Origin of the sequence: uncultured Pseudoalteromonas sp. (assembly GCF_963922945.1) — a bacterium.
Taxonomy (GTDB): domain Bacteria; phylum Pseudomonadota; class Gammaproteobacteria; order Enterobacterales; family Alteromonadaceae; genus Pseudoalteromonas.
Genome location: NZ_CAWUKC010000055.1, coordinates 1 through 25,715, shown reverse-complemented (window position 1 = coordinate 25,715; position 25,715 = coordinate 1). Strand labels below are relative to the sequence as shown.

Here is a 25,715-nt window from a genome sequence, read left to right as displayed (position 1 = left end):
GTATTAAGCGTTACACTCTAAGGCGATACTAAGATTTATAGCGGTTTAACTCTGATACTAAGTGCGTACTTTTAAATACCACCAAATTAGGGGCGCGAGTATCACTAATTCAATACCCACATTCAGCCACTGTTTTGCTACCGAGCCATCTAACATAATGCCAATAAGCCTTGCGATTAAAAGCCCTACAAGTAACGATGACAGTGTTGCCGCTATGCTAGCTTGCCAAGGTACAAGCTGATAATGAAATTGCGGCAATAAGCCAAAACCAATAAATAACCCCCACCAAATTCTGCGCTCTACGGCCTTAAAAATATCATTAGGAACGGGCTTATTGCTTATTAGCTCAGGGTTGGCAGCTAACACTATGCCAAAAATAATTAATACCGCACCAACAACCCTAAAAATGACTATATTATCCATGATCAACCCCTCAGGCTGGTTGCTTGATTAATCGCTTGATCAACAAGCTCCCCAGGTAACTCCTTTGCTTGGCTCCACTGCTTTGGCGATTGCCCATACATACGTTTAAATTCTCGGCTAAATTGTGATGAGCTAACATAGCCTACCGACATGGCCGCCGAACTTACGTTCATACCCGCTGCAATTTTCATCGCGGCGGTATTTAAGCGCATAGATTTAACAAATTGAATCGGCGACATACTGGTCGCATCCTTAAATTTTCGATGCAAAACGGCCCTACTTACGCCAATTTTTGCTGCCATATCGTCTATTGTTATCGTTTCATCTAATCGAGATGCCAAATAATCAATTGAGCGTGCGATGTCGTTTCCTACGCCAAAGGCTTGGTGCACACTACTCCCTGCCTGTCCATTTAATATGGCGAAATAGAGTTCTCGCAGTCGCCCTTCACCTAAAACTGCAATATCTACAGGATTGCCTACAAGTTGCAGCAATCGTAATAATGAATCGCTGAAGGAGTCATCCCACGCTGCGAGAGTAAGCCCTTGTGTTTTGGGGGCTGGTGCGTGTTTTTTTACGCCTTCTGCAGCCATGGTAATAGATAATTCGGTCATCACTTTTGTATCTAGCGATACAATAACGCCGAGTAAGGGGTTATCAGGTGAGGCCGTGGGTGTACCCGCTTCTACCGGCATAGACATAGGGCAGCACATATAATTATTTTCATCGTAAATAAAATGCTTACCATCGAGTATGGCTTCTTTAGCGCCACTGACTATGGCAACAATACACGGCTCGTATACCGCAGGGGCGCAGCGCATAGCGTGCGTTACTTTAAAAAGCTGAACACCTTTAATACCCGTTTCTATTAGCTTTTGGGAATAATTTTCATCGCTGTTTACGTTGTTAAAAGACAGGTTGTTTTGTATAAGTTGTTTAATCTGGTGTTTGCTCATACACCCATCCCCTTTAAATATAGAATAAGCCCAATCTAGCAGCGATAATGCATACTCTCAACACAGTGATACAAATAGGCATATTTTAAAGAGGATATCGCCTAGTTACACCTAAAAGCGAGAGTTATATTACCTAACAAGCAATGTAGAACATTGCGCATAGCCCTGTACTGCATATTTATACTCAACTCTTGATAGGAATTTAACTAATGAGCGCAACTAACCCACTTGGCCCTGCTGGCTGGACTCCCGACCAACTCACCTCTTTAGTGGGTAAATGCTATTTAATAACGGGAGCAAATACAGGCGCAGGTTTTGAAGCAACCCGACTATTACTCGCTAAGGGCGCAAAAGTCGTTATGCTCAATCGTAATCCTTTAAAATCAGATGAAGCTATTGCTAAGTTAAAACAGGAATTTGGCGATAGTACTGAGGTAAGTTTTATAAAAATGGACCTAGCAGAGCTTGCCTCAGTGCGCCATGCAGCCAACGAGGTATTACAAACAGTGCAACACATAGATGCACTTATTTGTAACGGTGCTATTGCACAGGTCGCGACTCAGCAATTTACTAAAGACGGCTTTGAAAGTCAGTTAGGGGTAAACCACTATGGGCACTTTTTACTGTGTGGTTTACTTTTTAACAAAATAGAGCAATCAAACGGACGTATTGTTGTGGTGGCCAGTGAAGGTTACAAAATGGGGCTTAAAACAATTCAATTTGATGACATGAATTGGAATAAAAACTACCACCCAAATAAAGCCTACTGCCACAGTAAACTTGCCCAAATGATGTTTGCTTATGAACTGCAAAATAAAATAGTCGCTGCACATAAAAACGTGCAGGTGTTTGTATGTCATCCTGGTGCGGCCAATACCTCCCTTATTGGCGATAATGTTAACTTTGCCACCCGGTTTACCTGGTCACTCATAGTCAAAATGGGCTTAGTGCAATCGGCAGAGCAAGGTGCATACCCTGAGGTGATGTGTGCCACCGAGCATAACCTAACACAGCGCGCTTATTATGGCCCATCAGGCAGGTGGAATTGGAGCGGCCCTGTAGGTGAATGCACGCTTGAATCATTTGCTTTAGAGCAACCTGTGCTAAGCAAACTATGGGCAGTTACTGAGCAGCAAGTCGCGTTTAAATGGTCAATTTAGTTTAGCTCAAAGTAACTCCTCTAAGCTCAACTATTGAAAACGAGCACTAAAGCGCTTAATCGTACCTGTTTGTTAGCATTTAAATGATGGGTATACCACTTCGCTTAATTAAGCGCTCTATTTTGAGAATATATTAATGTATTGATAGCTCAGTAAAAAACTTGGTATTTAGTTGTTCTAAATAAAATTTTTAACGCAGATAGCAACATGTACAGCCCGTAAAATGATTAAGTATTATGGCAGATGGATCTATTACTTAAGCAAAAAAAAGCAAGCCACGTGGCTTGCTTTTGAGTGCCCGTTCAAAGGCTACACACTCTCAACATATTTTTTAAAAACGGTAGCTAGCACCTAATGTTATACGACGGTCTGTTAAGCCTTGGAAACACAACAGCGCCCCCTCGTTTACACATGACTGGCTCACCTCAGACTCAGTTATATTTACCGCTTCTAAGCCAATGTTTAGTTGCTCGTTCACATCGTAACTAATGCTTGCATTAAGCTGACCACGGTCTTCTTGTACCACAGGGAAACCCCATGGGAAACTAGACGTACTGCCAAAGTCATTTGAGCGATATCCTTCACGCCATGTGTAACGCATGCGTGCTGATAGGCCAAATTTTTCGTAATAAAGCGTAATGTTATACGCGTTTTCTGAAAGATTGAGTAAGCCTTGAATTTCACTTACTTCAATGCCTGGCGTACCTGTGGTTGCAGCAAATACGTTACTCGCTCTTGATGTTGCGGTATTTTCAGTTTCACCACCTGAGAACTCTTGAATTGTGTAGTTAGCTAGCACACCAAAGCCTGATGCCCACCCTAGGTCTTCTTCAAAGCCCGATAAGTCATATTGGAATGCAAACTCAATCCCTTTTTGGGTTGTTTCACCGCTATCGTTTACTTTTGTTTCTGTACCAACACATACACCACGGCCGTTCTCAGGGCCAAATACGTTAATGTCTGCAATTGGGTTAAATATACCGCCGCCTTCGCATGGGTCGGTTAAATCACGATAGCCTGTAATAGGGTCTTCAACTGGCGATGTTAACTGATTTACGTGTAAATCTTTACGGGTTTTATGGAAAATACCTACACTAAATACACTCGCTTCATCAAAGTACCATTCAGCAGATAAGTCATACGAAAGCACTTCTTCAGGTTTAAGCGCAGGGTTACCAAACTCAACTTCGTCATTTGGGCTTGTGCTGTAAGTAATAGAGGTAGATAAGTCGTTATAATCAGGACGACGTATATCTTTACCCACACCAAAGCGTACAAGTACGTCTTCTGATACATCTGCGACCAAGTTTAAACGCGGCAAGATAAAGTCATAATCAGATTTATTCGTAATTCGAGTCACAAGCTCATTACCGCTGCCATCTTCTGTAACCGAGTTACCCGTAGACTCAACGTCTGTTTGAATATAACGCACACCAATATTACCGCGCACCATTTCGTACTCAAAGTTGGCTTGTGCGTAGAGTGCATGTGTCACTTCTTCTATATCAAAAAAGCCAGATGAACTTGAAGTTGGTGCGTTTAATGTTTTGCTTGACCCATGCGCAGTCATGGCGCTTTGTAATGTTGCAAGTACCGCATCAGGGTCTGATGCAACAAGCTCTGGATCAATTAATAAAAAGTCAGCAATGTATAACGAGCGTCCATCAGCTTCGTTAAAGTTGTCAGGGCCTGCAACAAGCAAATCAGCAAATAAATCGCCTCGAGGACTGTCTGCCATGCTTCGTAGACCAACGCTTGATGTAATTTCGTTTTGTTTGCTTTGTGATTTACTATAACGGTAACCAAAATCAATAGAGGTCACAATTGAGTCTGTGTAATAGGTTGAATCAATACGGAACGCATCTTCAGAGTTTTCAACCGTATCTTGGCCAATATTTACATCGCGTAGCACAACATTTGCAGGGTCTAATAATTGCTCAACCGTAGGTGCGTACTCTGCACCTTGTGCAATACCAAACGCCAAAGCTCCACCCGATAAATCATACTCAAATGGTACGCTATTATCGTTACCACCACCCGCATCAAGCGGTACATTTGGGTTAATAAAGTTAAGCGTTGTATTAAAGCTAGGTGTTGTCGTATCCGATGACGATGATGCAATTTCTGCGCTTACAAACCACTTATCACCTTGCCATTCACCACCTAGTCTAAAAATATCACTGTCGGTAACACGTGAATTAGTATCGCTTGAAAAACGAAGGTTAGGATCGTCATCATCATTTTCTAAATTAACCGGAATAACACCACGTAAGGCCGCTTGAATTGACCCTAGATTAGTCCCCCCTAATGAGCCTAAATTTATTGTTTCAAATTCATCAGGCACAGAAATATCGTTAAGCGCACTTACACCAGAGGCTTGTACACGAGAGCTTTCTTGGCGACGCTCTTGATCGTTAACCACAGCATCAAAGTAAAATTTCGTGTTATCGTTTGGTGCCCATTCAATAGTACCTACAAAGTTTTTAGTTTCGTATTCGTAGTTATCGTAATCTTGTACAAAAAATTGAATAGGTAAGAAGTCAAACGACTGCGCACTCGCTACACCGCTATCTGCAGTAATAATATTATCTCTGTCGGCACGCGGGCGAAACGCCGTTACGTCTTGCTCAGCATAGCTGCCACTAAGTAGTACACCAAACTTACCATAATCACTTTCCCAGTTATCTGCAAAAGTACCAGAGAAGCGAGGCTGTAAGCCGCTATCTGTACTTAAGCTGCTACTTTCACCCTGTACTCTTATTGTTGCTAGCTGCTCACCCAAGTGCAAAGGACGAATTGTTTTAAGATTAATCGTACCACCTACAGAGCCTTCAATTGTTTTCGCTTCAGGCGATTTTATTACCTCTAAGCTTGAAATAATTGACGCCGAAACATCTTCAAAGCTAATACCACTTCGTCCAGAGCCAGAACCAACCGTTGATACACCGTTAATTTCGGTGCGATTAGCATCTGTACCACGTATTTGTACACCGGTACCTACACCCGCTTGACGGGTAATTTGGATACCCGTTACATTTTCTAATACTTCAGCAAGGTTTTGATCTGGCAGTTTACCAATATCTTCAGACTGAATAATTTCAACTAGGCTATCTGCAGAGCGCTTTTCAGCCAGCGCATTAGTGAGTGATTGACGAATACCAGATACTTCGATGATTTCTACATCATCATCTGCAATTGGTTTAGCTTCCTGTGCGTGTGTGGACATAGAAAGATTCAATGCTGTGGCAGATACAACTGCTAGCGTAATTTTTGATAACTTGTGATTCATAGTTTTTCCTGTGTGTGTCAGTGCTATGTGTAACTCGCTATATATTTTTATTAAACGCCTTACCACTCGTTTAAATGGTTAACTTTATATTTACAGCAAAAACACAGAAGGTCAACCTATTGGTAAACCATTTTGTGTAAAAAATCCAAAAATACACATTACCAATAAACCTCGATCCGGCATGACAAAAACACTCAAACTTCTGTTCATAATATAACCATTTGTAATTCATATGCTTTTAAAACCTAGCAGCGTATAACTATCACACTAAACACCATAATTTGTACGTAAACTACGAGATAAATTTTTTTTATATTTTGCTATTTATTTTAAAAAAAACACGCACCCACCGGCAAAAATTGGTCAACCAATAATAAAGATATTAGACTTTTGGATAATACAGAGCGTAAAAGTTGTAGCTTTAAAATGTGATCGTAACTTAGTTTGTTAATCAAAATTGTATGACTTAAATGTTGATGAGCGTATTTAACGTGATTACATTTAGAGATGTAGGTATGAAAAACCCAATTAAATTGTTAATTGGGTTTTTGTATGGGGATTTATAAACGAGTCAGTATTACAACTTAAAGCTCATACCTAAGAATAAACGAGGGCCGTAATCGTTTACTTCACCTAAGTTATCTTCAACAAAGAAGTCTTGTGACTTAGGTGCGCTAAATAAGTTAATGGCTTCTGCTTTAATTCTAAAGTGCTTGTTAATTTTGTACGATGCGCGCATTTCCCACACACCTACAGCATCAACATAGCGCAAACGAGTTCCGTTACTGGTGTACGGTTGGAAGTACTCACTACGGTATTTGTAAATAATGGCCGTATCAAAGTCACCAATTTGGTAATACAGTTGGCTACTAAATACATGTTCGGAAAACCCTGGTACCGAACCTGGTTCAATAATACCATCGGTAATTTGCGTAGTGTTACCATCTACGTCGGTAATGAACGTATCGCCGTACAAACTATCTTGGAACTCAAAGTCGGTGTCAGCATAGTTATAACCAAATTTTACACCAATGCCGTTATCCCAGCGGTATGAGAACGACGCTTCAAGGCCTAAAATTTCGCTATCATCATCAGTTGTTACTGAATTAGTAATTGGCAATGATACGGTTTCGCCACCTACTACGTAATCTTCAACAACTGTTTGCTGCTGAAAACCACCCTGGAACTGTTTGTAATAAAGACTTAACGCTAAAATTGAATCTTCGTTAGGGTACCATTCAAAGGCTAAATCGTAGTTCCAAGACATAAGTGGTTGAGTGTCAGGGTTACCTGAACCATCTACTGTTAATAAGTCTGAAAGCGATAATGCTACTGATTGGTCGTCCGTCACAAAGTCGCGGTCATACCCTAAATCAGATGGATCGGCGCGCGACATACCGCGATAAACACCCGCTCTGAATAAAATGTCCTCACTGTAATCAACAACTAAGTTAAAACTTGGTAAGTATTTTGTATAGCCACCACCACTTTTAGTTCTTTCAAGTGAGTCGCCGCTTTCTAGCGTAACTGCGCCTGTTGTTTCATCAACATCTACCGTGTAGTTAGTTCTAAAACCAATAGAGCTTATATCAGTATCTACAATACGTAAGCCAAAGTTACCACGAATAAACTTACCAAATACTTCAGTGTCGTAGTTTGCCATTAAGTACACAGACGTAGTTTTTTCTGTCACGTCAATGGTACCGGCATTTTCGTACTCAACATCAGGGTAACCAAATTCACCTGTATAATCAGCATCAGTAGCTGCAACAGCTTGAGAAAAGCACACATTATCATATGTCGCCCACGAAGAACCTGTCCCTGAGCTTATTACATTACCGCTACTGTCTATATTGGTTATTATATCGCCATCAGATACGCTAGATAAAAAGTCAGATTCAGGGAAATCAATTTGACAACCTTGGAGTATTTCTAATGCTGAATCATCACCTATGGTGTATTCATTACGAGAGCCATTCCCTTGGCTGCCACCAAATTGAATAAAGCTTAACTCAGAGGCTCTAATACCCCCTTCAATACTGGTAAATATATCGCCCTCTAACGCATAGTTAAAGTCGATACGCGCCGACTTAATTTCATTTTCGCGCACATTTTCGCGGTCTAAACGGGTGCGTAAACTATTAGTAAAGTTTGAAATATCAGTCACATCAAAATCGGTTAACGTGAAATGAGGAATTTCATCGCCCATATCCCAGCTAAACAAGTGACGGTCTGCAGTTCTACCGCGGTTAGAAATTTGCAGCTCTTCACGCTCAGTTTTTGAGTACGCTAAGTCAAGGTTTACAGTGAGTCGATCGGTTAATGTGTGCTCAAAATTAATACCATAGCCTTGGTAGTTTTCTTCACGTGAGAATTGCTCACCCGCCGATTCAATTCGCTCTTCACCTTCCCAATGTAAAATTCCGCCTACATCGTTAGTAACAAGTGTTGGGCCTGTTAAACCAGGCGTTGCTCGTTTTTGTAAAAAGATTAAATCGTGGCGTGCTTCTTTTTGGGTTCTGTCAGAAATTTGTGCATCAAAGTTAATATCCCACTCAGATGACGGTTGGTATTGCATTGCTAAAAATATAGCGTCGCGCTCGTCTGAGGTTTCATTTTGACGATAACTACGGCTACTGCCTGTCCAAGCGTATGGAGTGCCATCGCTTTGAGCTTTACCCGTTTCTGGATCTATTTTTGTTTGATAACCTTGATTATTACTGCCACTTACTTGGTCTTCACAATCCCCGGCGCTGCTTCTGTAAAACCCTTCATTGGTATTTGTTGGGTCATTTAAACATGCCCAAAGCGACGAGCCCGACGGGCTTGAACTTCTGTATTCGGCTTCTGGTTGGCTAATATCTTGGCGCTGTACGCCAAACGATACCCCGACCGCTTGGCCATTATCAAACTCAAATTGGTCAACGTAACTAAATGTACCACGGTAGCCCATATCACTTTGGAGTGAGTTTTCTACATTACTTTCATCAGGGTTGTAGTTTAATTTAACCTCACCCTGAACTCGTTGTTTACCATAATCAAGTGGGCTTACTGTTTCGAGTGCAATAACACCTGCTACACCCCCTTCAATCATTGATGCATCTTGGGTTTTATAAATAGCGATCTTTTTTACAAGCTCTGATGGAAACTGTGAAAAGTTAACAGAGCGGTCACCACTACCATTGGTCGCTTCACGACCATTAATATGGGTTGCACTTAAAAATGGGCCTAAACCACGAATAGTAATTTCGGTAGCACCGCCGTTTTCACGGTGTGATGCAGCGCCAGTTATAGACTCAAGTGCTTCACCAATAGAGAGCGCAGGTAAATCGCCAATATCTTCTGCAGATAAGCCATCTACAACGGTTGTTGCCTCACGTTTTATTGCTATTTGATCTTGTATGGTTCTGCGAGTACCCGTAACGCTGATGATTTCTACATCTTGCTCTACTTCAGTCACTTTTTCTTGGGCTTCTTGCTGAGCAAAAGCATTAAATGACAATGAACCTGCCATACCTGCAAGTAAACTTGCTCTAATTAACTTAGCAGCAGGTGACAGTGCAAAATGATTACAAGCAGCATTACTTGTAGAATGTTGATGTCTTCGATCCATTTTTAACGACATGCCGCGCTCTCCTTTATCATTGTGTGTGTTGTGCGTAATTTGCTATTTTTATAGGTATTAATAATGTGCAATGTGGGCTTATTCATCATCTGCCACCCATGTAGAGCCTGCACCTACATCGGTGCTTTGGATGTAGTAAAGATTTTTAGCACCCGCTAAGGCTTGAGCACCATTTGAGTCTGTTTCCAGCAGTGTGCTAGTGCCAGTTATAAACTCTGGCACTTCTTTGCCATTAACCTCAGGGTTTTGGTCAATGGCACCATCAGTGTCGTATTCGCCATTGCCATTGACGTTTCTAATATCAACCCATAGGTCGCTCGCATCACCTGACTCGTAGCTATCGCTAAAGCCAAAGCTGTTAGAAAACAGTGATTCGGTGTGGTTAATTAGGTCACAGTCGTATTCAAAAGAATGGTCGCTCGAGAGCTCATTAGGGTAGAAAAAGCCATAAACAAGTGCGCTGCTCTCAATAGTGTCTGCATCAGTTTGATCGCCCACCCCGTTAGCATTTAAATTACCGTTGAAGTTAATTTCAAACGCATTTTTAGTTAAACCATACAGTACAGGCGCGTTATCAGCGGTAAGCTCATCACAATCTCCAACAGGTGCTTTTGAACCTATCTCGGTACTAAATACAAATGGTTGCTGTGAGTTAAGTACCGTATTGTTAGTTACATTAAGGGTAAAGTCGCCTGCGCCATCTAGCACAGCTTGGTTACCTGCATTTGGCACGCCACCATCAGCTTGTGAGAATGGGTTAACGGTAAATACAATACCACCGGCTTCTTTGTTACCGGAGCGAATACCCGCAATGTAGTTATTGCTTACAGTGTGGCCTAAAGGCGTTATTAATACGCCAGCAGGACGATCACTAGAGCTGGCAATATCTGTGGTACGAATAATAATGTTGTCTGATACCGTATTAAATCCACCATCTTCAAGCGAAATACCGCCATTAGGATTTAAAATGGTATTGCCTTTAATCGTCGCGCCAGAGGTTTGTACGCGTATTAAACGTCGCCCTGTCACAAAGTTTTCTACTCGGTTGTATTGAATAGTAAAGTTTGCATCATCAGCAGCGCCTGTACCCGTTGTACTACCTGCGTTAATTAAGTGCAGGCTAGAGTTGCCAAAATTTGGGTTGCTGCTGGTACCTGTGAAAAGGTTATATTGAATAACGTGGTTAGTGCCCGACGATGACATTTTAATCACCGAACCATTTTCTGCGTTATCTCGGTTGGCAAAGGTATTACGCTCAACCATTGCGCCATCGCCTTTGAGCATTAACCAGTGGTAAGTAGAGTTATTTAACGCCTCTGCTTCACCATCGATGGTATTTTGGGTAAATGTAAAGTTGTCACCCTCAGAGTAAATAACGGCATCTTCTTCGGTTTCACAAAAGCCGCCCGATTTAGTATCAATATTTTTAAAAGTAAGCCCTTCAATACCCGCACCATCAACCCCACTGGCTACATGAATACAAAGCTCGCCACTAATTACCGGGCTTTGCCCTTCAACTGCTTTAAGGGTTGCTGCGCTAGTTAGCATAATGGCATCAAGGTCGCTATATACACCTGTATTTAAACCAAGCACGTCGCCATCACCCAGGCCTGCATTAATAGCACCTAATAGTGAGCCTGCATCGTTTATTACTTGCGTATACACTACTGTATCGGCGGCGCTGGTAATTGTGCTTGAAAAGCCATCGTTATCGGTATAGCTAGCCGTTACTGATAAAATCGCGCCAGCTTGATTAGTTGGTGTAAATGTTTTGCTGTTTGTGTCGGCAATTGCTACGCCATCAGCAAGCCAAGTGTAGGTAACGTTTTGCTCATCCACACCATTGTTATCACTAATTTCAGCGGTTAATTCGCTAGTCACTAAATAAGGCGTAGCGCCTGAAATGGTAATGCTACCCGCTTCATCTACAGCTTCAGCTGAAACGGCAATAGTTGCCTCTGATAGGTTATCTTCGCTAAATCCGTGATCGTCAGTGTAAGTCACCTGCACAGTAATAACTTGGCCAAGTAGTGATTCATCAACAACATAAGTACTTTGTGTTGCACCTTCAATAGCAACCGTATCTGCAAACCACTGATAAGTAATTGTGCCACTTGCGCCATCTTCATCGGTAACTTCAGCTGTTAGTGTATTACCAATCGTAGGCGTACCAACAATAGCCACCGACCCTTCTGAATTTGCGCGTTCTACTGGCGCAGTAGCAGCTGATGTAGCTGACTCTGCAAAGCCTCTGCTATCTTCAAACACTGCATTTACAGTAATAACTTTACCTAATTGCGCGTCGGTAATTGTGTAAGTTGCTAAGATTTCATCAGCAATTTCTTCATCATCTGCAAACCATGTATAAGTTACAAGCGCTGGATCGAAGCCATTTTCATCCGCTACATTAGCACTTAGCTCATTACCTATAATTGCCTCACCGTTAATTTCTACTGTGGCCGCAAAAGGAATAGCTGAGACTTCATCAGTTGGCTCACTTAAATGCGATTCATTAACGCCGCTATCATCTGTATAAAGAGCTTGTGCTGTAATCGCAAAACCAATTTGCTCATCGGTTAGTGTAAATGTTGCGTCATTCGCGCCAGTAATCACTTGTCCATCGGCATACCAGTAGTAGCTTACTTCACCAGAAATACCATCTGCATCATTTACACTGGTCGATAATGTTTCGCCAGTTAGCGCTGTGCCTGTTAGAGCAATAGAGCCCAATGTATTGTTATTATTATTTGAATCCGTGTCACAACCTATAATGGCAGCTGCAACGGCACATAATGCAAAATGTTTTAATGTCATCATGGCTCTATTCTCCTTAATTGTGTGGTTTTGTATTTAGTATGTGTCATGTGTGATTTACCAAACACCCAGTGTGTTATTACCAAATTATTTTATTTATACGCCTCATTGTTAACCAACTTGGTAATATAAGCATAATAAAAACACTTTTACCACTTTATTCGTTCAAAAATCATCACATTTTATTAAATGAAAGTTAACTTAAACATATACCTAACAACAGAGCGTTATTACCAATATTAATTTCACGAATGAATAAAAAACAAATTTTATGAACAATTGGTTTTACCGGTAAAGTTATTCTGTACTAATACGTAACGCGATAAGCACATAAAGAATGGAGGGCTAGAAAATGCAGGCGTAAAGCTTTCGCTGTATTAGCCTATAGGTATGGATTTTTGATGTATATATAAAACATAAGCCACTGCATTTGACTTACTATTAGTCAGCAGTGGCTTACGTTTTATTAAAAAGGCCTAAGAGCACAATAACCGCCCTTTTGTACTGAGGCCTTAATCAGGTTTAATAAATCGTAGAATTAAAGTAAGTGACAGGTTCACTAGAGCCTAAAATAACAGGCACACGCTGGTGCAGTTCATCTGGCTGAATATCTAAAATACGTACACCTTTTGAAGTCGCAATTCCGCCTGCATTTTCTGTTAACATTGCCAATGGATTAGCTTCGTAAAGTAACCGTATTTTGCCGTTTTCGTTACCTGCACGTTTATCTTGCGGGTACATAAATACCCCGCCACGGCATAATATTCGGTGTACATCGCCGACCATAGCGGCATTATAGCGGATTGAGCTTTTTGCAAATTCCTCAGATGTATACAGTAACTTATCAAAGTACACTTGTGTTGCTTCATCCCAGTATCGGTAATTTGCCATATTAACCGAAAACTCACGGCTTTCACTTGGTACGTTAAGCTCTGGCTTAGTAAGTAAAAAGCCACCGTGGGTTAAATCATGTGTATAACAGCGAGTTGGACCACCAGTAGTCATCACGAGTAACGACGATGGTCCATACAACACGTAGCCCGCACAAACCTGATTAGTACCGGGTTGATTAAATTGCTCATCGCTATCGTAAGCCACGTCAGCTTTCGCTGGGTAAATAGTAAAAATAGTGCCTATTTGCCCGTTAACATCAATATTTGATGAACCATCAAGTGGATCAAACGCTACAATGTACTTACCATCAGGGTGCGCACCGACTGCGTTGTCCTCTTCTTCAGAGGCCACTGTTTTTACGAGTTCATCATCAATTAGCGTCTCTTTTAACAACTGATTAGCGATAACATCTAGCTTTTTTTGCACCTCGCCTTGTATATTTTCGTTAAGCGTAGAGCCTAGCACACCGGCAAGCTCACCTTGGCTTACTCTAAACGCTATTTCTTTTGTGGTTGCTAATAGTGTGCGAATTAACATGATAAGATCGGTTTCTACCCCATCTTCTTTTAATACTTTGTTCAGTCTTTTCATGCGCTATACCTGTTAACACAATTAAGGTCGTCAAAACATTGGATCAAGCGTGCCACCATATGCTGCTCCGACTGACGTAACCACACCCGTGGATCATAGTATTTTTTATTGGGTTTATCTTCACCATCTGGGTTACCAATTTGGCCTTGCAAGTACTCTTGTTTTTCTTGGTAATAATTTAATACCCCACTCCAACTCGCCCATTGAGTGTCGGTATCAATATTCATTTTTACCACCCCATAAGTTAGCGATTCTGCAATTTTACTGTGCTCAGAACCACTCCCGCCGTGAAATACAAAATTGATAGCGTTATGCTCTAAATTAAACTTTTCAGCTACATAGGCTTGTGAATCACGTAATATGGTAGGTGTTAAAACTACATTACCAGGCTTATATACGCCGTGGACGTTACCAAAAGAAGCGGCAATGATAAAATTAGAGCTTATTTTACTGAGTCGCTCATATGCGTAGGCTACATCTTCGGGTTGAGTATATAAGGCAGAGCTGTCGAGATGAGAGTTATCAACCCCGTCTTCTTCTCCACCGGTACACCCTAGCTCTATTTCAAGTGTCATGCCTATTTTTGCCATGCGCTCTAAATAACGCTCACAAATTTCTATATTTTCTTCAAGTGGCTCTTCTGAAAGGTCTATCATGTGCGATGAAAAAAGCGGCTTGCCAGTCTGTGCAAAATACTTTTCGCCTTCTTCTAATAAACCATCAATCCAAGGCAGTAGTTTTTTTGCTGCGTGATCTGTATGCAGCATTACAGCAACGCCATAGTGCTTAGCCACGTTATGCACATACTGGGCAGCACTTATTGCCCCAACGACAGCAGATTGCTGGCCCTCTAATGCTAAACCTTTACCACAAAAAAACTGCGCGCCACCATTAGATAGTTGAATAATGACCGGCGACTTCATTTTTTTGGCGGCCTCTAAGGTGGCATTAATTGACGATGTGCTCACCACGTTTACAGCAGGCAATGCATACTGATGCCCTCGTGCATGTTTATACACTTCGCTTACTTCATCGCCAACAACAACGCCTGGTGCAATGGTTGGGGCTAGATAATTCATTTTTTGCTCCTTGCTATTTTAAAGCCTCGATACAAGAGTCTGTAATGGCTTGCCAATTACCCCGTGCTACCCATTCTTTTTTGGCAACCCAGGTACCGCCTACTGCAAATACATTGTTTAACGACAAGTAGTCCATTTTATTTTTTTCGCTTACACCGCCGGTTGGACAAAAGCTCACTGCACGAAATACAGACGACACAGCCGACACAAACGGCGCACCACCAGCAAGTGAAGCTGGAAAGAGTTTTTGCTCTTCAAAACCATATTCAAGCGCCATTAAAATATCACCGGTATTTGATACTCCAGGCAATACAGGTACGTTACACTTTACCAGCTCATTTAATAGTGTAGGCGATACAGCAGGTGTGACTATAAAATCTGAACCTGCTTCTAGCGCTTGCTTTAAAATGGTTTCGTTAATAACGGTACCTGCGCCCACTTTTAACTGGGGAACCTGTTCTTTAATGGCTTTAAGCGCATCAATAGATGCATCTGTTCTTAACACAACCTCTACCAAGGTAAGGCCAGCTTCAGCCATTGCTTTAGCAATGTTTACACCTTGCTCTGGCGTGTCTGCTTGAATTATAGGTAGCAGAGTTTGCCCTGCCATTAGTTCAGAAAAGCGAGTCATGCGTTGATTCCTTTATTTAAAATAATTGCTACTTAATGTAATTAAGTTGAGTAAATTAACCCGTTATAGACCTGATTGAGCCATAGCGTTTTGAAATATATCTTTTGGTGCAATAGCACCGGGTTGTTGAATAACAGCACTAGCAGCCTGCGCACCAAGTTTAACTGCATCACTTATAGGGCGCCCATCTAAGCGCGCTCCTAAATACACACCGTTAAACGCATCGCCTGCTGAGGTGGTATCAACCACGTTTTTAACTGGTATAATACTGTGGCTTTGCACTGTATTAGTCTCTTTTGTAATCACCGAATTAGGGCCGTTTTTAACAATAATTTCGTTAATGTTGTATGGTGCTAAATAATTAATTACCGCCTCTACACTTTGCACATTGTATAGCGTTTCTAGGTCTTCAACGCCGGGCAATGTAATATCAGCTAAACCAAATGCAATATGATACTGCGCTTTAGTTTGCTCTACGCTATCCCAGAGTCGCGCACGGTAATTTGGGTCAAATACTATTTTTACACCCGCTGCTTTTAGCTGTTTTACTATGTCCCAAAACTGCGCTCTAGCTTGCTCTTCTATAATGGCTAAAGAAATCCCCGAAAAGAAAAACATGTCGCCTGCTGATAGTTGCTTCACTATATCGTGATTGATGAAATCAACTACTTTTTTAGCCGCTGAATCATCGCGCCAATAAATAAAACTGCGCTCGCCCTGCTCGTCCGTTTCTATGTAATACATGCCAGGCACTTTACTTTGATGAGCAAACACATAGTCTGTATTTAATTGCTCGCTTGCAAAGCGCTCACGCATTTTTTTACTTAAGTTATCTTCACCTAAAGCAGTTACAACTGATGTTGCAATGTTAGGAAAGCAACGCTTTAGGTATACGGCCGAATTATACACATCACCTGCAAATGACTGATGCAATGTAGAGGGAACCGTTGCTCTTAGCTCAATCATGCACTCGCCAATAAAGTAAATAGTTTTCATTATTATCACTTACCTTAGGTAGTAAATGGCTGTGATATACACAGCCATTGCCAACAAATTAGTTAGGCTTTTTTAGTGGTTCGATTTTTGGAATTAAAATCCATACAGCTGCCATTGCAATAATCGCTAACGACGCACCAATAACAAACGCTGGGGTGTAATTACCGCCCGCGGTTAAAATAGGTACCAAAGAGGTAAGCCCCACAGCTCCTAATTTGGCTGCCATACCAGAAATGCCTGACAACGTGCCAACCGCTTTTTTACCGAGCAAATCACTAGGTAATGTTTGCACGTTACCGATAGCTGTTTGAAAGCCAAATAAAATAACTGCCATAATAAGTACTGCAATAGCTGGTGCACCAGGGTTAGCCATGGCAAGTAGTGCAGGTAGCATAATTAAACACCCTAATGTGATGGTCAGCTTACGGGTTTTATCTGTACTCCAGCCCGCTTTTAAACGGTTTTGGGCAAGTAAGCCACCAAACCATGCGCCAAACATAGCGCCTACATAAGGAACCCAGCCGTAAATACCAATAGACTTAACATCCATGCCATACACTTCGTTTAAGTAAATGGGGATCCAAAAAACAAATAGCCACCAAATAGGGTCAATAGCTGCAGAGGCTATAATTACACCCCAGCTTTGCTTGCGAGAGAGTAACTCGCCCGTTGAAGGGTTATATTCTTCTTCGTCATCGTTTGCTACATCACCATTATCGTCAACACGTCGTTGTCCGGTAAGAATGTATTCGCGCTCTTCTTCACTTATCCAAGGGTGAGATCCAGGTGGCGCTTTTACTAATATAATCCACGGCACTAACCATAAAAAACCTAACGCACCAACAAAAATAAATACCATTTGCCAGCTAAAATACACGGTTAAATAGGCAATAAGCGGAATAGCAATAATGCCACCGATAGCTGCACCCGAATTAAATATACCTTGTGCTAATGCACGCTCTTTAGTGGGAAACCATTCGGCATTTCCTTTCGCTGCACCGGGCCAGTTACCTGCTTCGGCTACGCCTAAAATTCCACGGAAAATACTTAAACTAAGCACCCCTTGCGCAAAGGCATGAGCAATTGTAGCTAGTGACCACACACCAATTGAAAGGACAAAACCTAAGCGCGTACCAACCCAATCGAAAATCTTGCCAAAAATAGCTTGGCCAAAAGCATATGCAAATACGAATACAATAGAGATATTTGCGTAAATTTGTTTACGCTCTAAAGCAGACTCATCAGGAAACATTTCTTCTACAATGTCTGGCCATAAAACGCTAAGCGCTTGACGGTCTATGTAATTAATAATGGTGGCCAGTGCAATTAGCACGATAACCCACCAACGTAAGCCTTGAATCTTCATAAGTTATTCCTCAAGAAAGTCTTCGCGAGCTGGGCTAAAGGTATCAATCAAAATACCGCCAGTTGGGCATGTTGCACCGTGATCGGCAAACGGAGGAATAAAACAGCTATCACCCGCCTTTAAGATTTTAGTGACACCGTCAATATTAAAGTGAAATTCACCTTCAACAACATACGTTACTTGTGAATGCCTGTGCGCATGGTTATAACCAATCGCCCCCTCTGAAAACCAGATTTTTACAGCCATTAGCTCTTCGTTATAACCAAGCATTTGACGTTTTAAGCCGTTACCTAAATCTTCTATCTCGGTTTCGTTACCAAATGAAAAGTGTGGACTTTGCTTTTGCATCCTGTTTACTCCTGATTATTTTTCATCGCATAAACACCAAGACGGTCATTTAAGGTGAATGCTTTATTTTGATATGTGAATGTGTGCTTAGCTGCTTTTTCAGCTTTATTAATAGCAACCAAATAGGTGTGATTTTTTACTTTAACTTCAACTAGGTCTAAGTGCTCTTGCGCGTCATACTTAAGTGCCGAGACACGGCTGACAGCCTCTAGGGTATATTCTTTACTTGGGTTGTATTCACCGTGAGGCTCAAGTACTGAAATGAATTTATGCTGTTTTTTACCTTCCACACGTCGGATGTAGCCATTTTCGTTGCGAAGATTAAAGTGTGGATCACTCGCCCCTATTTGTGTGAACAAAAATGACTCATCTCCTTTCACGAGGTTTGTTTGTGTATAAAAGCGCCCGTTATCGTTTAGCCAAGTCACTTTAGCTAAGCCCTGCTTTGGTTGCGCCTGTGCTTTTAGCCACAAGTGTTGGTAGCCATTGTTATTACCTAGTGCAGTTAGACTTTTTGAGTTACCAACTAGCTCAAAACTGGTATCGATTAACTGGCCTTTGTAATGAAGGGGTAAGTCAATTTTATGGGAGGTATCCGCAGTTACATTGAAAATATCTAATGCAAGTGAGCTTTCAAGTTCAGGTAAATTGATTAACGCTAAGGTACGTTCAAGCTCAACGCCTTTATAGGCGGTGCTTATTTGAGCACTTGAAACCGCCCCGTATTGATTCGTTCCAAAGAAATTAAGCGTAGGATGATTGTTATTACCCACTTTAACATTCGCGTTAAAATGTGAGGTTTCATCAATTACAACCGTATTGTGTGCCACGGTATGTTTTGCATAAGTTTCGTTTTCGGGTAGGTAACGACCGCCATATTTAGCCTCAACATTTAAAAAACGTGCTGCGCCATAATCAGATACAATTTCGTTACCGTGGTCGTAAAACTGCCAAGTTAATTTATCAAAATGGCCATGTCCTAAACCTTGCGCTGCTGGTTTAAATAAAAGTGCTTGGTCGCCACCGGTTTGCGTTCGCATGACTACTAATGCACCCTGCTCGCCATCGTTACCATCTCCAAACGCTACCGATTTAAATACATAAGGGGTTTGCTTATTTTTATCTAGCGCTTGAGCAACCTTTAAGCCATCTCCCGTCAGGATCACTTGATTTTGATACTGTGCAATATCCAGATAACCTGTATCGTTAGTCAAACTATAGGCGGCTGTAACACCTTGTACTAATTCAATCGTATCAATACCTTTGCTTTTTATGGCATCGTTTATAGGGAAAAACAAACCGTTGTAACTCAACTGTATAGTGGTATCGATCGCTTTGAGTAATACGCCATCACGATATTCAAAAATATCTCGTTGTGGTTCGTTGTTTTCAATCGCTTTTGCAAAGGTCACAAACGGTAGCAATGCAAAGCGTTGATAATAAGGCCCTTCGTTGTAATAGCCTTGGGGCGAAAACAACATATCTAGCTGCTTAATAAAACCACCTTCGCCCGACTTATCTAAATCGTAAAGAGACTTTTCAACCCACTCAGATTCATCTAACACGTAACCCGCCATGCCAACCCCAGCTGTAGCCCAAGTACCGTGGTTATGTACCTTGTTAAAGGTTGATGGCTGACCTTGTGATAAAAATAACGATACGGGGCGTAGTAGGTCATTTTCGATAGTTTTGATATTCGTATCGCTTAGTGCGTCGTGAACTAAATCATATGCTTGGATGGTATAAACAAGCCACATAGCTTCGTTAAGGCTTTGCCAAAATAGCTTACCTGGGTTTTGCGACTTAACTTTACGCTTAGGATGTACATCGAGCGTTGGGTATAATTTGGCATAAGCAAGCAACATATCACGTACGTAATGCGCATATTTTTCATCTTGGCTTAGCTGATAAATAACACCGGCGTTATACATAAGCTGATAATTTTTTTTGTGGCGCTCGTGGGTATAGCCTCCCCCACCATCTTTTGGTACAGGCACAGTTATAGGCAGTTTAATTTGCTCATCAACTTGTGCTTTGAGTGCTTCGAACGCACTCGCAAACTTACCCTGCCCATTGCTGCTGATTGCTTGGCGCATTTGCTGTACATCTTTATTGGTTATAACCAAATTTGGATGCGCAGCATAAGCGCTTATCGATAAAGCTAAGGCACTTACGCTAGCCCCAAGCGTTTTAAATAATGACTTACTTTGCGTTAAATTAATCATAGTGAGTTCACCTTATTTAAAACGTTATTATTTTTAACTATTGCCGTGTGAGGTCCCGCTACACGTAACTCTTTTACGCTTGGTGCCTTTGTTGCATCAAAAGTGTTATTTGTAATGGTTGTAATAGGCTCACCCACTGTGTGCTCAATTTTAACCAGTGCCGATTTTTCAAATTTGTTATTTGCAATATTGGTTACTTGTACACCGTGTGCATACACACTTGCTTGCGTTTTGTTGCGCTTACCTAAACCTACTTTAGTTAAAGTGTTATTGGTCATTAATAAATGCGGGCCAAAGGTACTCTCATCGCTTCCACCTCGGTATAATTTAACAACAGCACCGGCTACCTCATCAAAGGTGTTGCTTTTAAGTGTTACATACTCAGCGTTATAAATACCTAAGTCTTCTATTTCACTATTAAGGCGTAAAATATCGCCAGTGACATTTTTAAAAGTGTTATTTACTAACGTGATTTCATCTGCCATTGCACCTTTACCCGTTACAAAAAAGTGAAATGAGTGGTTAATATCAAGATTAGTTAATTGAGAGTTGTGTATTTCAAAGCGGTAGTTATCAACCATACCCCACTTTTTAGTGCGTACTACACTATTATTAATAGCATCAGGGGCATTTTCACCTGAGATAACTAAGCCATCTAGCTTTAAGCTACCGCCATCATGAATTTCAAATAACGTAGAGCGTTGGTAAGTCAGCTTAGCTTTAGCAGCATGTTTAGCTTTAAGTGTAAGCACCTTTGTTATTTTAACGAGTTTAGATACATCGTACTGCCCATCAGCAAGCTCTAATACATCCCCCGTTTGTGCAGCATTAATTGCGTTTAGTAATGCATCTGCAGAGGCTTCAACTTGGTGAGTTTTACCCGTATCAAATGCCACAACTTGCTCTGTTTTAGGATACCAGCTAACGCCAGTGTCGGCCTTTTTTAGCACCTTTAAACCACGTTTTGCACCTGCACTTATTTTGTTTGATTTAGGATAAAGTAAGCCATTACTAGCTCTGGTAAGTGTTATATCTTGCTGTTTAACCCCGTAATTTAACTCTTTTAATACCTGGGTGTTTGCTACATTTTTGCTAAATTTAATACCGCTTACATCATCAAATGTTGTAAAAGGCTGCTCGCCACTTTGATTAATAATCAGGTTATTTTTCATTACGCTATTAATTGGCGCAGCGCTGCGTTCGCTATCGCTACCCGCACCCAGTTGTATATGACGCACATTTACATAGGTATTGTTTTCAATTGTCGCGTTTTCTACCTGATGGTAGCGATTTATTGGTGAGTTAGGTACGCCGTTCATAACCGTAAAACCACTCCCAAAGCGGTAGCCTGTTAAGCCCTCTAGGTAGTTATTTTTTACTGTTTGGTTTTTATTAATTATGCGAATGCCACCTGTGTGATCTACACCATTACCGAAAAAAACATTCTCTTCAATAATATTGCCATTACCATGGCGCAGCGTTAATGTGCCGCGAGATTCAAAAAACACATTATTACGAATGTGGTTTTTACCTGATTTAACAGAAATTATTTCTACTTCGCCGTTTGTACGTTCAAAGTAGTTGTTTTCAACTAGGGTGAATGAATCACTTAAAGAATAGTGGCTAGTCCCAATGCGCAGTGTTTCGCCGCCATTAGAGCCGAACGTTGGGCGGTAGCCAAAGAAGTTATGATCAATTTGATGGTGGTTTTGTTGGCTTTGCTCACTATTAAGCCTTACAGCAACCGTAACGCCTTTGTTTCGTTTACCGACTAAGTGGCTATGATCAAAACGGTTGTGTTTACCATATAGAGCCACCCAATAATCTGATTCACGCTTATCGGGGTTATTGTAGTTATCAATAACTACCTCTGTTACGCGGGAGTGAGTAGCAAGCTCATCTTTATTTTTACGAAATTCAATTACGGCTGAGCTAGGCGTATAACCATTTTTAAATACAAGCCCCGACACCTCTAAATACGACCCCGCCAGTCTTAAATTAGATTGCCCAGATAGAATAACCTTACCCTTGGTTTGTGCTGTAAGCTTTATAGGGGCGTTTTTGGTACCTTGGCCTTGTAATAAAATTTCGAAATTAGACCACGTGCCGTCTTTGAGAGTGACTTTGTCACCAGCAACGAGTTTGTCAGAGATTTCTTGATAAGCTTGTTTTGAGTCTACAAAATACTCTTTGGCTGCCAATTGTGTGGATGTGCACCCAATAAGAACTAGGCTAAGCTTTATTATATTAATTAAACGCATAGATAACTCTTTTTCAGTGTGACTGGAAGTCATGCCTCATCAATAATGGTACTGCACTTATTGCATAAAGCAGGTTAAATCTAGCCAATTTATGTTGTGTGTGTTGGTGCTTTAACTAAATTAAAGCACCCAATGCTGCTGGTATTATTTTTCTAGCGTTTTAAAGTAATCAAAAATTTCTGGTACGTTGCCTTGGCCCATACCTGCATCAAATGCCGCTTGTAAGTTAGCAGATGACCCTTCAGCAATTTTTGATTCAGTCCCCAGGTCTGAAACCATTTGTAAGAAATAGTTTAAATCTTTGTTTGCATTGGCAATTGAAAAACCAAGGTCGCTTACATTGTCTACCGCGTAGTTTTTGCAAAATTGCATAAATGGAGAGCTAGAAGGTCCCGTAGACATAATGTCAAATAGTTGCTGACGATCGACACCGGCTTTATCTGCTACAGCAAATGCTTGTGACATAGCACATACTGTTGTCATGCCCATAAAGTTATTAATTAACTTAGTTGTGTGACCTGCGCCTAATTCACCTAGGTGGAATACATTTTCGCCTTGATCTTCAAGTACAGGTTTAACTTTGTTAAAGGTGTCTAAATTACCTGCAGCCATAATATTTAATAGGCCATCTTTAGCGTGTGCTGGAGTGCGCCCTAGTGGTGCGTCAATCATATCTGCACCCTTAGCGACTAAATCAGCACCAATTTTTTTGGTTGATGAAGGTATTGATGTACCAAAATCAACTAACACGGCACCTTCTTTAATACCCGCTAAAAGGCCGTCTTCTGCATATACAATTTTTTCTACAACTGCTGAAGTTGTCAGACAAAGCATCACTATATCTGCTCCTTCTGCCAGTTCTTTTGCAGTGCTCGCTGTTTTTGCCCCTCTGCTGACACAGGCAGCGACCGCGTCTTTATTTAAATCCATAACAATAAGCTCATAGCCTTTGTTTTGTAAGTTTTCGGCCATATTGCCGCCCATTAAGCCAAGGCCGATAAAACCGATTACTGGTTTAGACATGAATAACTCCTAAATATGATGGCGCGTGCTTTTATGAGTACGAGTAATGATTTACCCCATAAATAGGTACGCTGTGTCGTTTAATTCTATTTATTTAAATAACCCTAAGCATTTATTTCATTTTCTTAGCATTATTTGATTAATATTTAATACCTTGAAGAAGAAAAACCAAGCAACTTACCAATTGGTATGTAAAAACTGTATTACCATAGTGTTTTTTTGTCAACCAATAAGTTTAATTTGTAAACCAGGCTGGTTTACAACCAGTTTGACAAAATAAAAACTATCATTAAAAATCAGCCACTTATAAGCATAATTCTAAATCAATTAATTACACTCTGTTTTAGTCTAACTGGTTATGTATTTTTCATTAATAGGTTGACCAATATTTCAATACAATTTAAAAATATGTTTAGAGCGTTATGTAAAGCCAACTTATGTTTGTTGCCTTTGATGAAAAAGGTAAGCCGTGTACGCGTTTAACTAAATAATTTATAACTTGTAAACATTGACTAGCGCCCATATTCACTCGTGATAAAATACAATTTCCTGATGAGATTACAGCGAACACCCCTAGTAAGCTGTTGAAAGATCAGTAAACGGGGAATGAGTTTTGTTTATTAAATTTAAGATTAATTAAGGTAGCCTTAAATGCGTTTATTACACACCATGTTGCGTGTAGCCGACTTAGAAAAGTCACTTTCTTTTTATACACAGATTTTAGGAATGAAAGAGCTACGCCGCTCTGATAACGAAGAGTATCGTTATACATTAGCTTTTGTAGGGTATGGTGAAGAGGATAGTAATACAGTATTAGAGCTTACTTATAACTGGGATGAAAATAGCTACGATCTTGGCAATGCGTATGGCCATATAGCTATTGAGTTTGACGATATATATAAGGCATGTGATGACATAAAAGCCGCAGGTGGAAACGTCAGTCGCGAGCCTGGGCCAGTAAAAGGCGGCACAACAGAAATTGCTTTTGTGAAAGACCCTGATGGCTATTCAATTGAGCTTATCCAAAAAAAGAAGAGCTAAGCCCATTAGGCGATAAAATTTATCAAAAAGGTGCCCTGTCGCACCTTTACCTTAGCTGGCTATCTTTACTTGCTCGACGGTTTACGCCAGCAATGCCTTTACCTTTCGTCTCAAGCTCACTTTGGCAAGCAACACAGTATCTCACCCCCGGTAAAGCCAACCTGCGAGCTTGGGGTATTTCACAGTCACATTCTTCACAAAATTCGGCACTGGCTCCAGATATTAAGTTTTGTCTTGCATATTGTACTGCATCATTAACACTTGCATCGATTTGATCTTGAATTGCGCCATCACGCGCCCAACCGCTTGCCATAATTAACTCCTATTAATGAGAAATTATACCGTTCCACTTAATTAAGTGATCTATTTTGAGGCTGGAAAATGTGTTGATAGCAAAGTAAAAAATTCGATGTTTAGCTGCTCTCAGCAATTGATCCTGCATTGCTTTACCTTCTGTATTCACGCAGTCGTAAATGCGAATTTTTTAACGCAGGAAACAACACGTTTAGCCCCTGAAAGTGTTTAAATAGGTTTACGGATTAGTATTAAGCTAAAAGGCTAGCATCATAGCGCTTTATAATAGCTGAATATTTTTACTGGCTTTATTGAGTAAGTTGTTTGAAGGGTAAATAAATTGAGGCAGGTTTTAGCTATTAAAGAAATTTAAAAGTTCAAAATCAAAAAGATAACAGATAAAAGTTGATATGTTCTATGGAGTTTAGGAAGAATATTTATGCGGTAGATGTATACACTACTAAATAGTAGTGTGTAATTAAAAAGAGATTAGTACTCTTGATAGCGTCGTGAATAGAAATTGCTGTGTCACACTGCTTCACACATTACTTAAAATAGTAAGTGGCGTCCCCAAAAGATTAGTACTCTTGATAACGTCGTGCATAGAGAGTGCGGTGTCACACTGCTTTACACATTATTAAAATAGTAAGTGGCGTCCCCAAGGGGATTCGAACCCCTGTTACCGCCGTGAAAGGGCGG

The 25,715-nt window shown here is 40.8% G+C and carries 17 protein-coding genes; 2 read left to right on the top strand and 15 right to left on the bottom strand.

The features are described 5' to 3' along the window. Window positions 1–57 precede the first annotated feature (57 nt). Together AABI99_RS12230 and AABI99_RS12225 are read right to left on the bottom strand one after the other, a co-directional pair. On the bottom strand, window positions 58–423 hold the full coding sequence (locus tag AABI99_RS12230) for a hypothetical protein (RefSeq protein ID WP_338366114.1): 366 nt from the start codon (window positions 421–423) through the stop codon (window positions 58–60). A gap of 2 nt (window positions 424–425) precedes the next feature. Then, the gene (locus tag AABI99_RS12225) at window positions 426–1,379 is read right to left on the bottom strand and encodes an AraC family transcriptional regulator (RefSeq protein ID WP_338366112.1); all 954 of its coding nucleotides are present in this window, start codon (window positions 1,377–1,379) and stop codon (window positions 426–428) included. Window positions 1,380–1,588: 209 nt separating this feature from the next. Between AABI99_RS12225 and AABI99_RS12220 the strand changes: the two genes are divergently transcribed. After that, on the top strand, window positions 1,589–2,539 hold the full coding sequence (locus AABI99_RS12220; protein WP_338366110.1) for an SDR family oxidoreductase: 951 nt from the start codon (window positions 1,589–1,591) through the stop codon (window positions 2,537–2,539). A 331-nt stretch (window positions 2,540–2,870) separates the two neighbouring features. Here the strand turns inward: AABI99_RS12220 and AABI99_RS12215 are convergent, their stop codons facing one another. The 12 genes from AABI99_RS12215 to AABI99_RS12160 all read right to left on the bottom strand — a co-directional run bounded on the left by AABI99_RS12215 (window position 2,871) and on the right by AABI99_RS12160 (window position 23,681). After that, window positions 2,871–5,828 (bottom strand): TonB-dependent receptor, encoded by a 2,958-nt coding sequence (locus AABI99_RS12215; RefSeq protein ID WP_338366109.1) that lies wholly within the window; start codon window positions 5,826–5,828, stop codon window positions 2,871–2,873. A 577-nt stretch (window positions 5,829–6,405) separates the two neighbouring features. Continuing rightward, window positions 6,406–9,453: a TonB-dependent receptor gene (locus AABI99_RS12210; protein WP_338366108.1), complete on the bottom strand. Its 3,048-nt coding sequence runs from the start codon at window positions 9,451–9,453 to the stop codon at window positions 6,406–6,408. A gap of 78 nt (window positions 9,454–9,531) precedes the next feature. Next, entirely contained in the window at window positions 9,532–12,267 is a 2,736-nt protein-coding gene (locus AABI99_RS12205; protein ID WP_338366118.1) for a poly(beta-D-mannuronate) lyase, read from the bottom strand. 522 nt (window positions 12,268–12,789) lie between these two features. Then, a complete protein-coding gene (locus AABI99_RS12200) occupies window positions 12,790–13,752 on the bottom strand; it encodes a class 1 fructose-bisphosphatase (RefSeq protein WP_338366107.1) in 963 nt (320 codons plus the stop codon). Beyond that, window positions 13,749–14,831 carry a class II fructose-bisphosphate aldolase gene (gene fbaA, locus AABI99_RS12195; RefSeq protein ID WP_338366106.1) on the bottom strand — a complete coding sequence of 361 codons (1,083 nt, stop codon included), beginning with the start codon at window positions 14,829–14,831 and terminating at the stop codon, window positions 13,749–13,751. Before fbaA ends, AABI99_RS12200 begins: the two co-directional genes overlap by 4 nt. Window positions 14,832–14,844: 13 nt before the next feature. Then, window positions 14,845–15,462: a bifunctional 4-hydroxy-2-oxoglutarate aldolase/2-dehydro-3-deoxy-phosphogluconate aldolase gene (gene eda / locus AABI99_RS12190; RefSeq protein WP_338366105.1), complete on the bottom strand. Its 618-nt coding sequence runs from the start codon at window positions 15,460–15,462 to the stop codon at window positions 14,845–14,847. Window positions 15,463–15,525: 63 nt separating this feature from the next. After that, complete coding sequence (locus tag AABI99_RS12185; RefSeq protein ID WP_338366103.1) at window positions 15,526–16,458, bottom strand: sugar kinase; 933 nt, start codon at window positions 16,456–16,458, stop codon at window positions 15,526–15,528. 58 nt (window positions 16,459–16,516) lie between these two features. Next, window positions 16,517–17,824, bottom strand: coding sequence for an MFS transporter (locus AABI99_RS12180; protein WP_338366101.1), 1,308 nt, complete (start codon window positions 17,822–17,824; stop codon window positions 16,517–16,519). Window positions 17,825–17,827: 3 nt separating this feature from the next. Beyond that, window positions 17,828–18,172 carry a cupin domain-containing protein gene (locus AABI99_RS12175; RefSeq protein WP_055016656.1) on the bottom strand — a complete coding sequence of 115 codons (345 nt, stop codon included), beginning with the start codon at window positions 18,170–18,172 and terminating at the stop codon, window positions 17,828–17,830. Between the two features lie 5 nt (window positions 18,173–18,177). Further along, entirely contained in the window at window positions 18,178–20,397 is a 2,220-nt protein-coding gene (locus tag AABI99_RS12170; RefSeq protein ID WP_338366100.1) for a heparinase II/III family protein, read from the bottom strand. Next, complete coding sequence (locus tag AABI99_RS12165; RefSeq protein ID WP_338366116.1) at window positions 20,394–22,658, bottom strand: polysaccharide lyase 6 family protein; 2,265 nt, start codon at window positions 22,656–22,658, stop codon at window positions 20,394–20,396. The genes AABI99_RS12170 and AABI99_RS12165 overlap by 4 nt, the downstream gene beginning before the upstream one ends. Window positions 22,659–22,802: 144 nt before the next feature. Beyond that, window positions 22,803–23,681 carry an NAD(P)-dependent oxidoreductase gene (locus AABI99_RS12160; protein WP_338366099.1) on the bottom strand — a complete coding sequence of 293 codons (879 nt, stop codon included), beginning with the start codon at window positions 23,679–23,681 and terminating at the stop codon, window positions 22,803–22,805. A 651-nt stretch (window positions 23,682–24,332) separates the two neighbouring features. Between AABI99_RS12160 and gloA the strand changes: the two genes are divergently transcribed. Then, the gene (gene gloA, locus AABI99_RS12155; protein ID WP_338366098.1) at window positions 24,333–24,722 is read left to right on the top strand and encodes a lactoylglutathione lyase; all 390 of its coding nucleotides are present in this window, start codon (window positions 24,333–24,335) and stop codon (window positions 24,720–24,722) included. A gap of 46 nt (window positions 24,723–24,768) precedes the next feature. Here the strand turns inward: gloA and AABI99_RS12150 are convergent, their stop codons facing one another. Continuing rightward, window positions 24,769–25,035 carry a DksA/TraR family C4-type zinc finger protein gene (locus tag AABI99_RS12150; protein ID WP_338366097.1) on the bottom strand — a complete coding sequence of 89 codons (267 nt, stop codon included), beginning with the start codon at window positions 25,033–25,035 and terminating at the stop codon, window positions 24,769–24,771. Window positions 25,036–25,715 lie beyond the last annotated feature (680 nt).

Bases quoted from the DNA above. Each gene is read 5' to 3' on its own strand.
- AABI99_RS12230 (WP_338366114.1), bottom strand. From the start codon at position 423: ATGGATAATATAGTCATTTTTAGGGTTGTTGGTGCGGTATTAATTATT.
- AABI99_RS12225 (WP_338366112.1), bottom strand. From the start codon at position 1,379: ATGAGCAAACACCAGATTAAACAACTTATACAAAACAACCTGTCTTTT.
- AABI99_RS12220 (WP_338366110.1), top strand. From the start codon at position 1,589: ATGAGCGCAACTAACCCACTTGGCCCTGCTGGCTGGACTCCCGACCAA.
- AABI99_RS12215 (WP_338366109.1), bottom strand. From the start codon at position 5,828: ATGAATCACAAGTTATCAAAAATTACGCTAGCAGTTGTATCTGCCACA.
- AABI99_RS12210 (WP_338366108.1), bottom strand. From the start codon at position 9,453: ATGTCGTTAAAAATGGATCGAAGACATCAACATTCTACAAGTAATGCT.
- AABI99_RS12205 (WP_338366118.1), bottom strand. From the start codon at position 12,267: ATGACATTAAAACATTTTGCATTATGTGCCGTTGCAGCTGCCATTATA.
- AABI99_RS12200 (WP_338366107.1), bottom strand. From the start codon at position 13,752: ATGAAAAGACTGAACAAAGTATTAAAAGAAGATGGGGTAGAAACCGAT.
- fbaA (WP_338366106.1), bottom strand. From the start codon at position 14,831: ATGAATTATCTAGCCCCAACCATTGCACCAGGCGTTGTTGTTGGCGAT.
- eda (WP_338366105.1), bottom strand. From the start codon at position 15,462: ATGACTCGCTTTTCTGAACTAATGGCAGGGCAAACTCTGCTACCTATA.
- AABI99_RS12185 (WP_338366103.1), bottom strand. From the start codon at position 16,458: ATGAAAACTATTTACTTTATTGGCGAGTGCATGATTGAGCTAAGAGCA.
- AABI99_RS12180 (WP_338366101.1), bottom strand. From the start codon at position 17,824: ATGAAGATTCAAGGCTTACGTTGGTGGGTTATCGTGCTAATTGCACTG.
- AABI99_RS12175 (WP_055016656.1), bottom strand. From the start codon at position 18,172: ATGCAAAAGCAAAGTCCACACTTTTCATTTGGTAACGAAACCGAGATA.
- AABI99_RS12170 (WP_338366100.1), bottom strand. From the start codon at position 20,397: ATGATTAATTTAACGCAAAGTAAGTCATTATTTAAAACGCTTGGGGCT.
- AABI99_RS12165 (WP_338366116.1), bottom strand. From the start codon at position 22,658: ATGCGTTTAATTAATATAATAAAGCTTAGCCTAGTTCTTATTGGGTGC.
- AABI99_RS12160 (WP_338366099.1), bottom strand. From the start codon at position 23,681: ATGTCTAAACCAGTAATCGGTTTTATCGGCCTTGGCTTAATGGGCGGC.
- gloA (WP_338366098.1), top strand. From the start codon at position 24,333: ATGCGTTTATTACACACCATGTTGCGTGTAGCCGACTTAGAAAAGTCA.
- AABI99_RS12150 (WP_338366097.1), bottom strand. From the start codon at position 25,035: ATGGCAAGCGGTTGGGCGCGTGATGGCGCAATTCAAGATCAAATCGAT.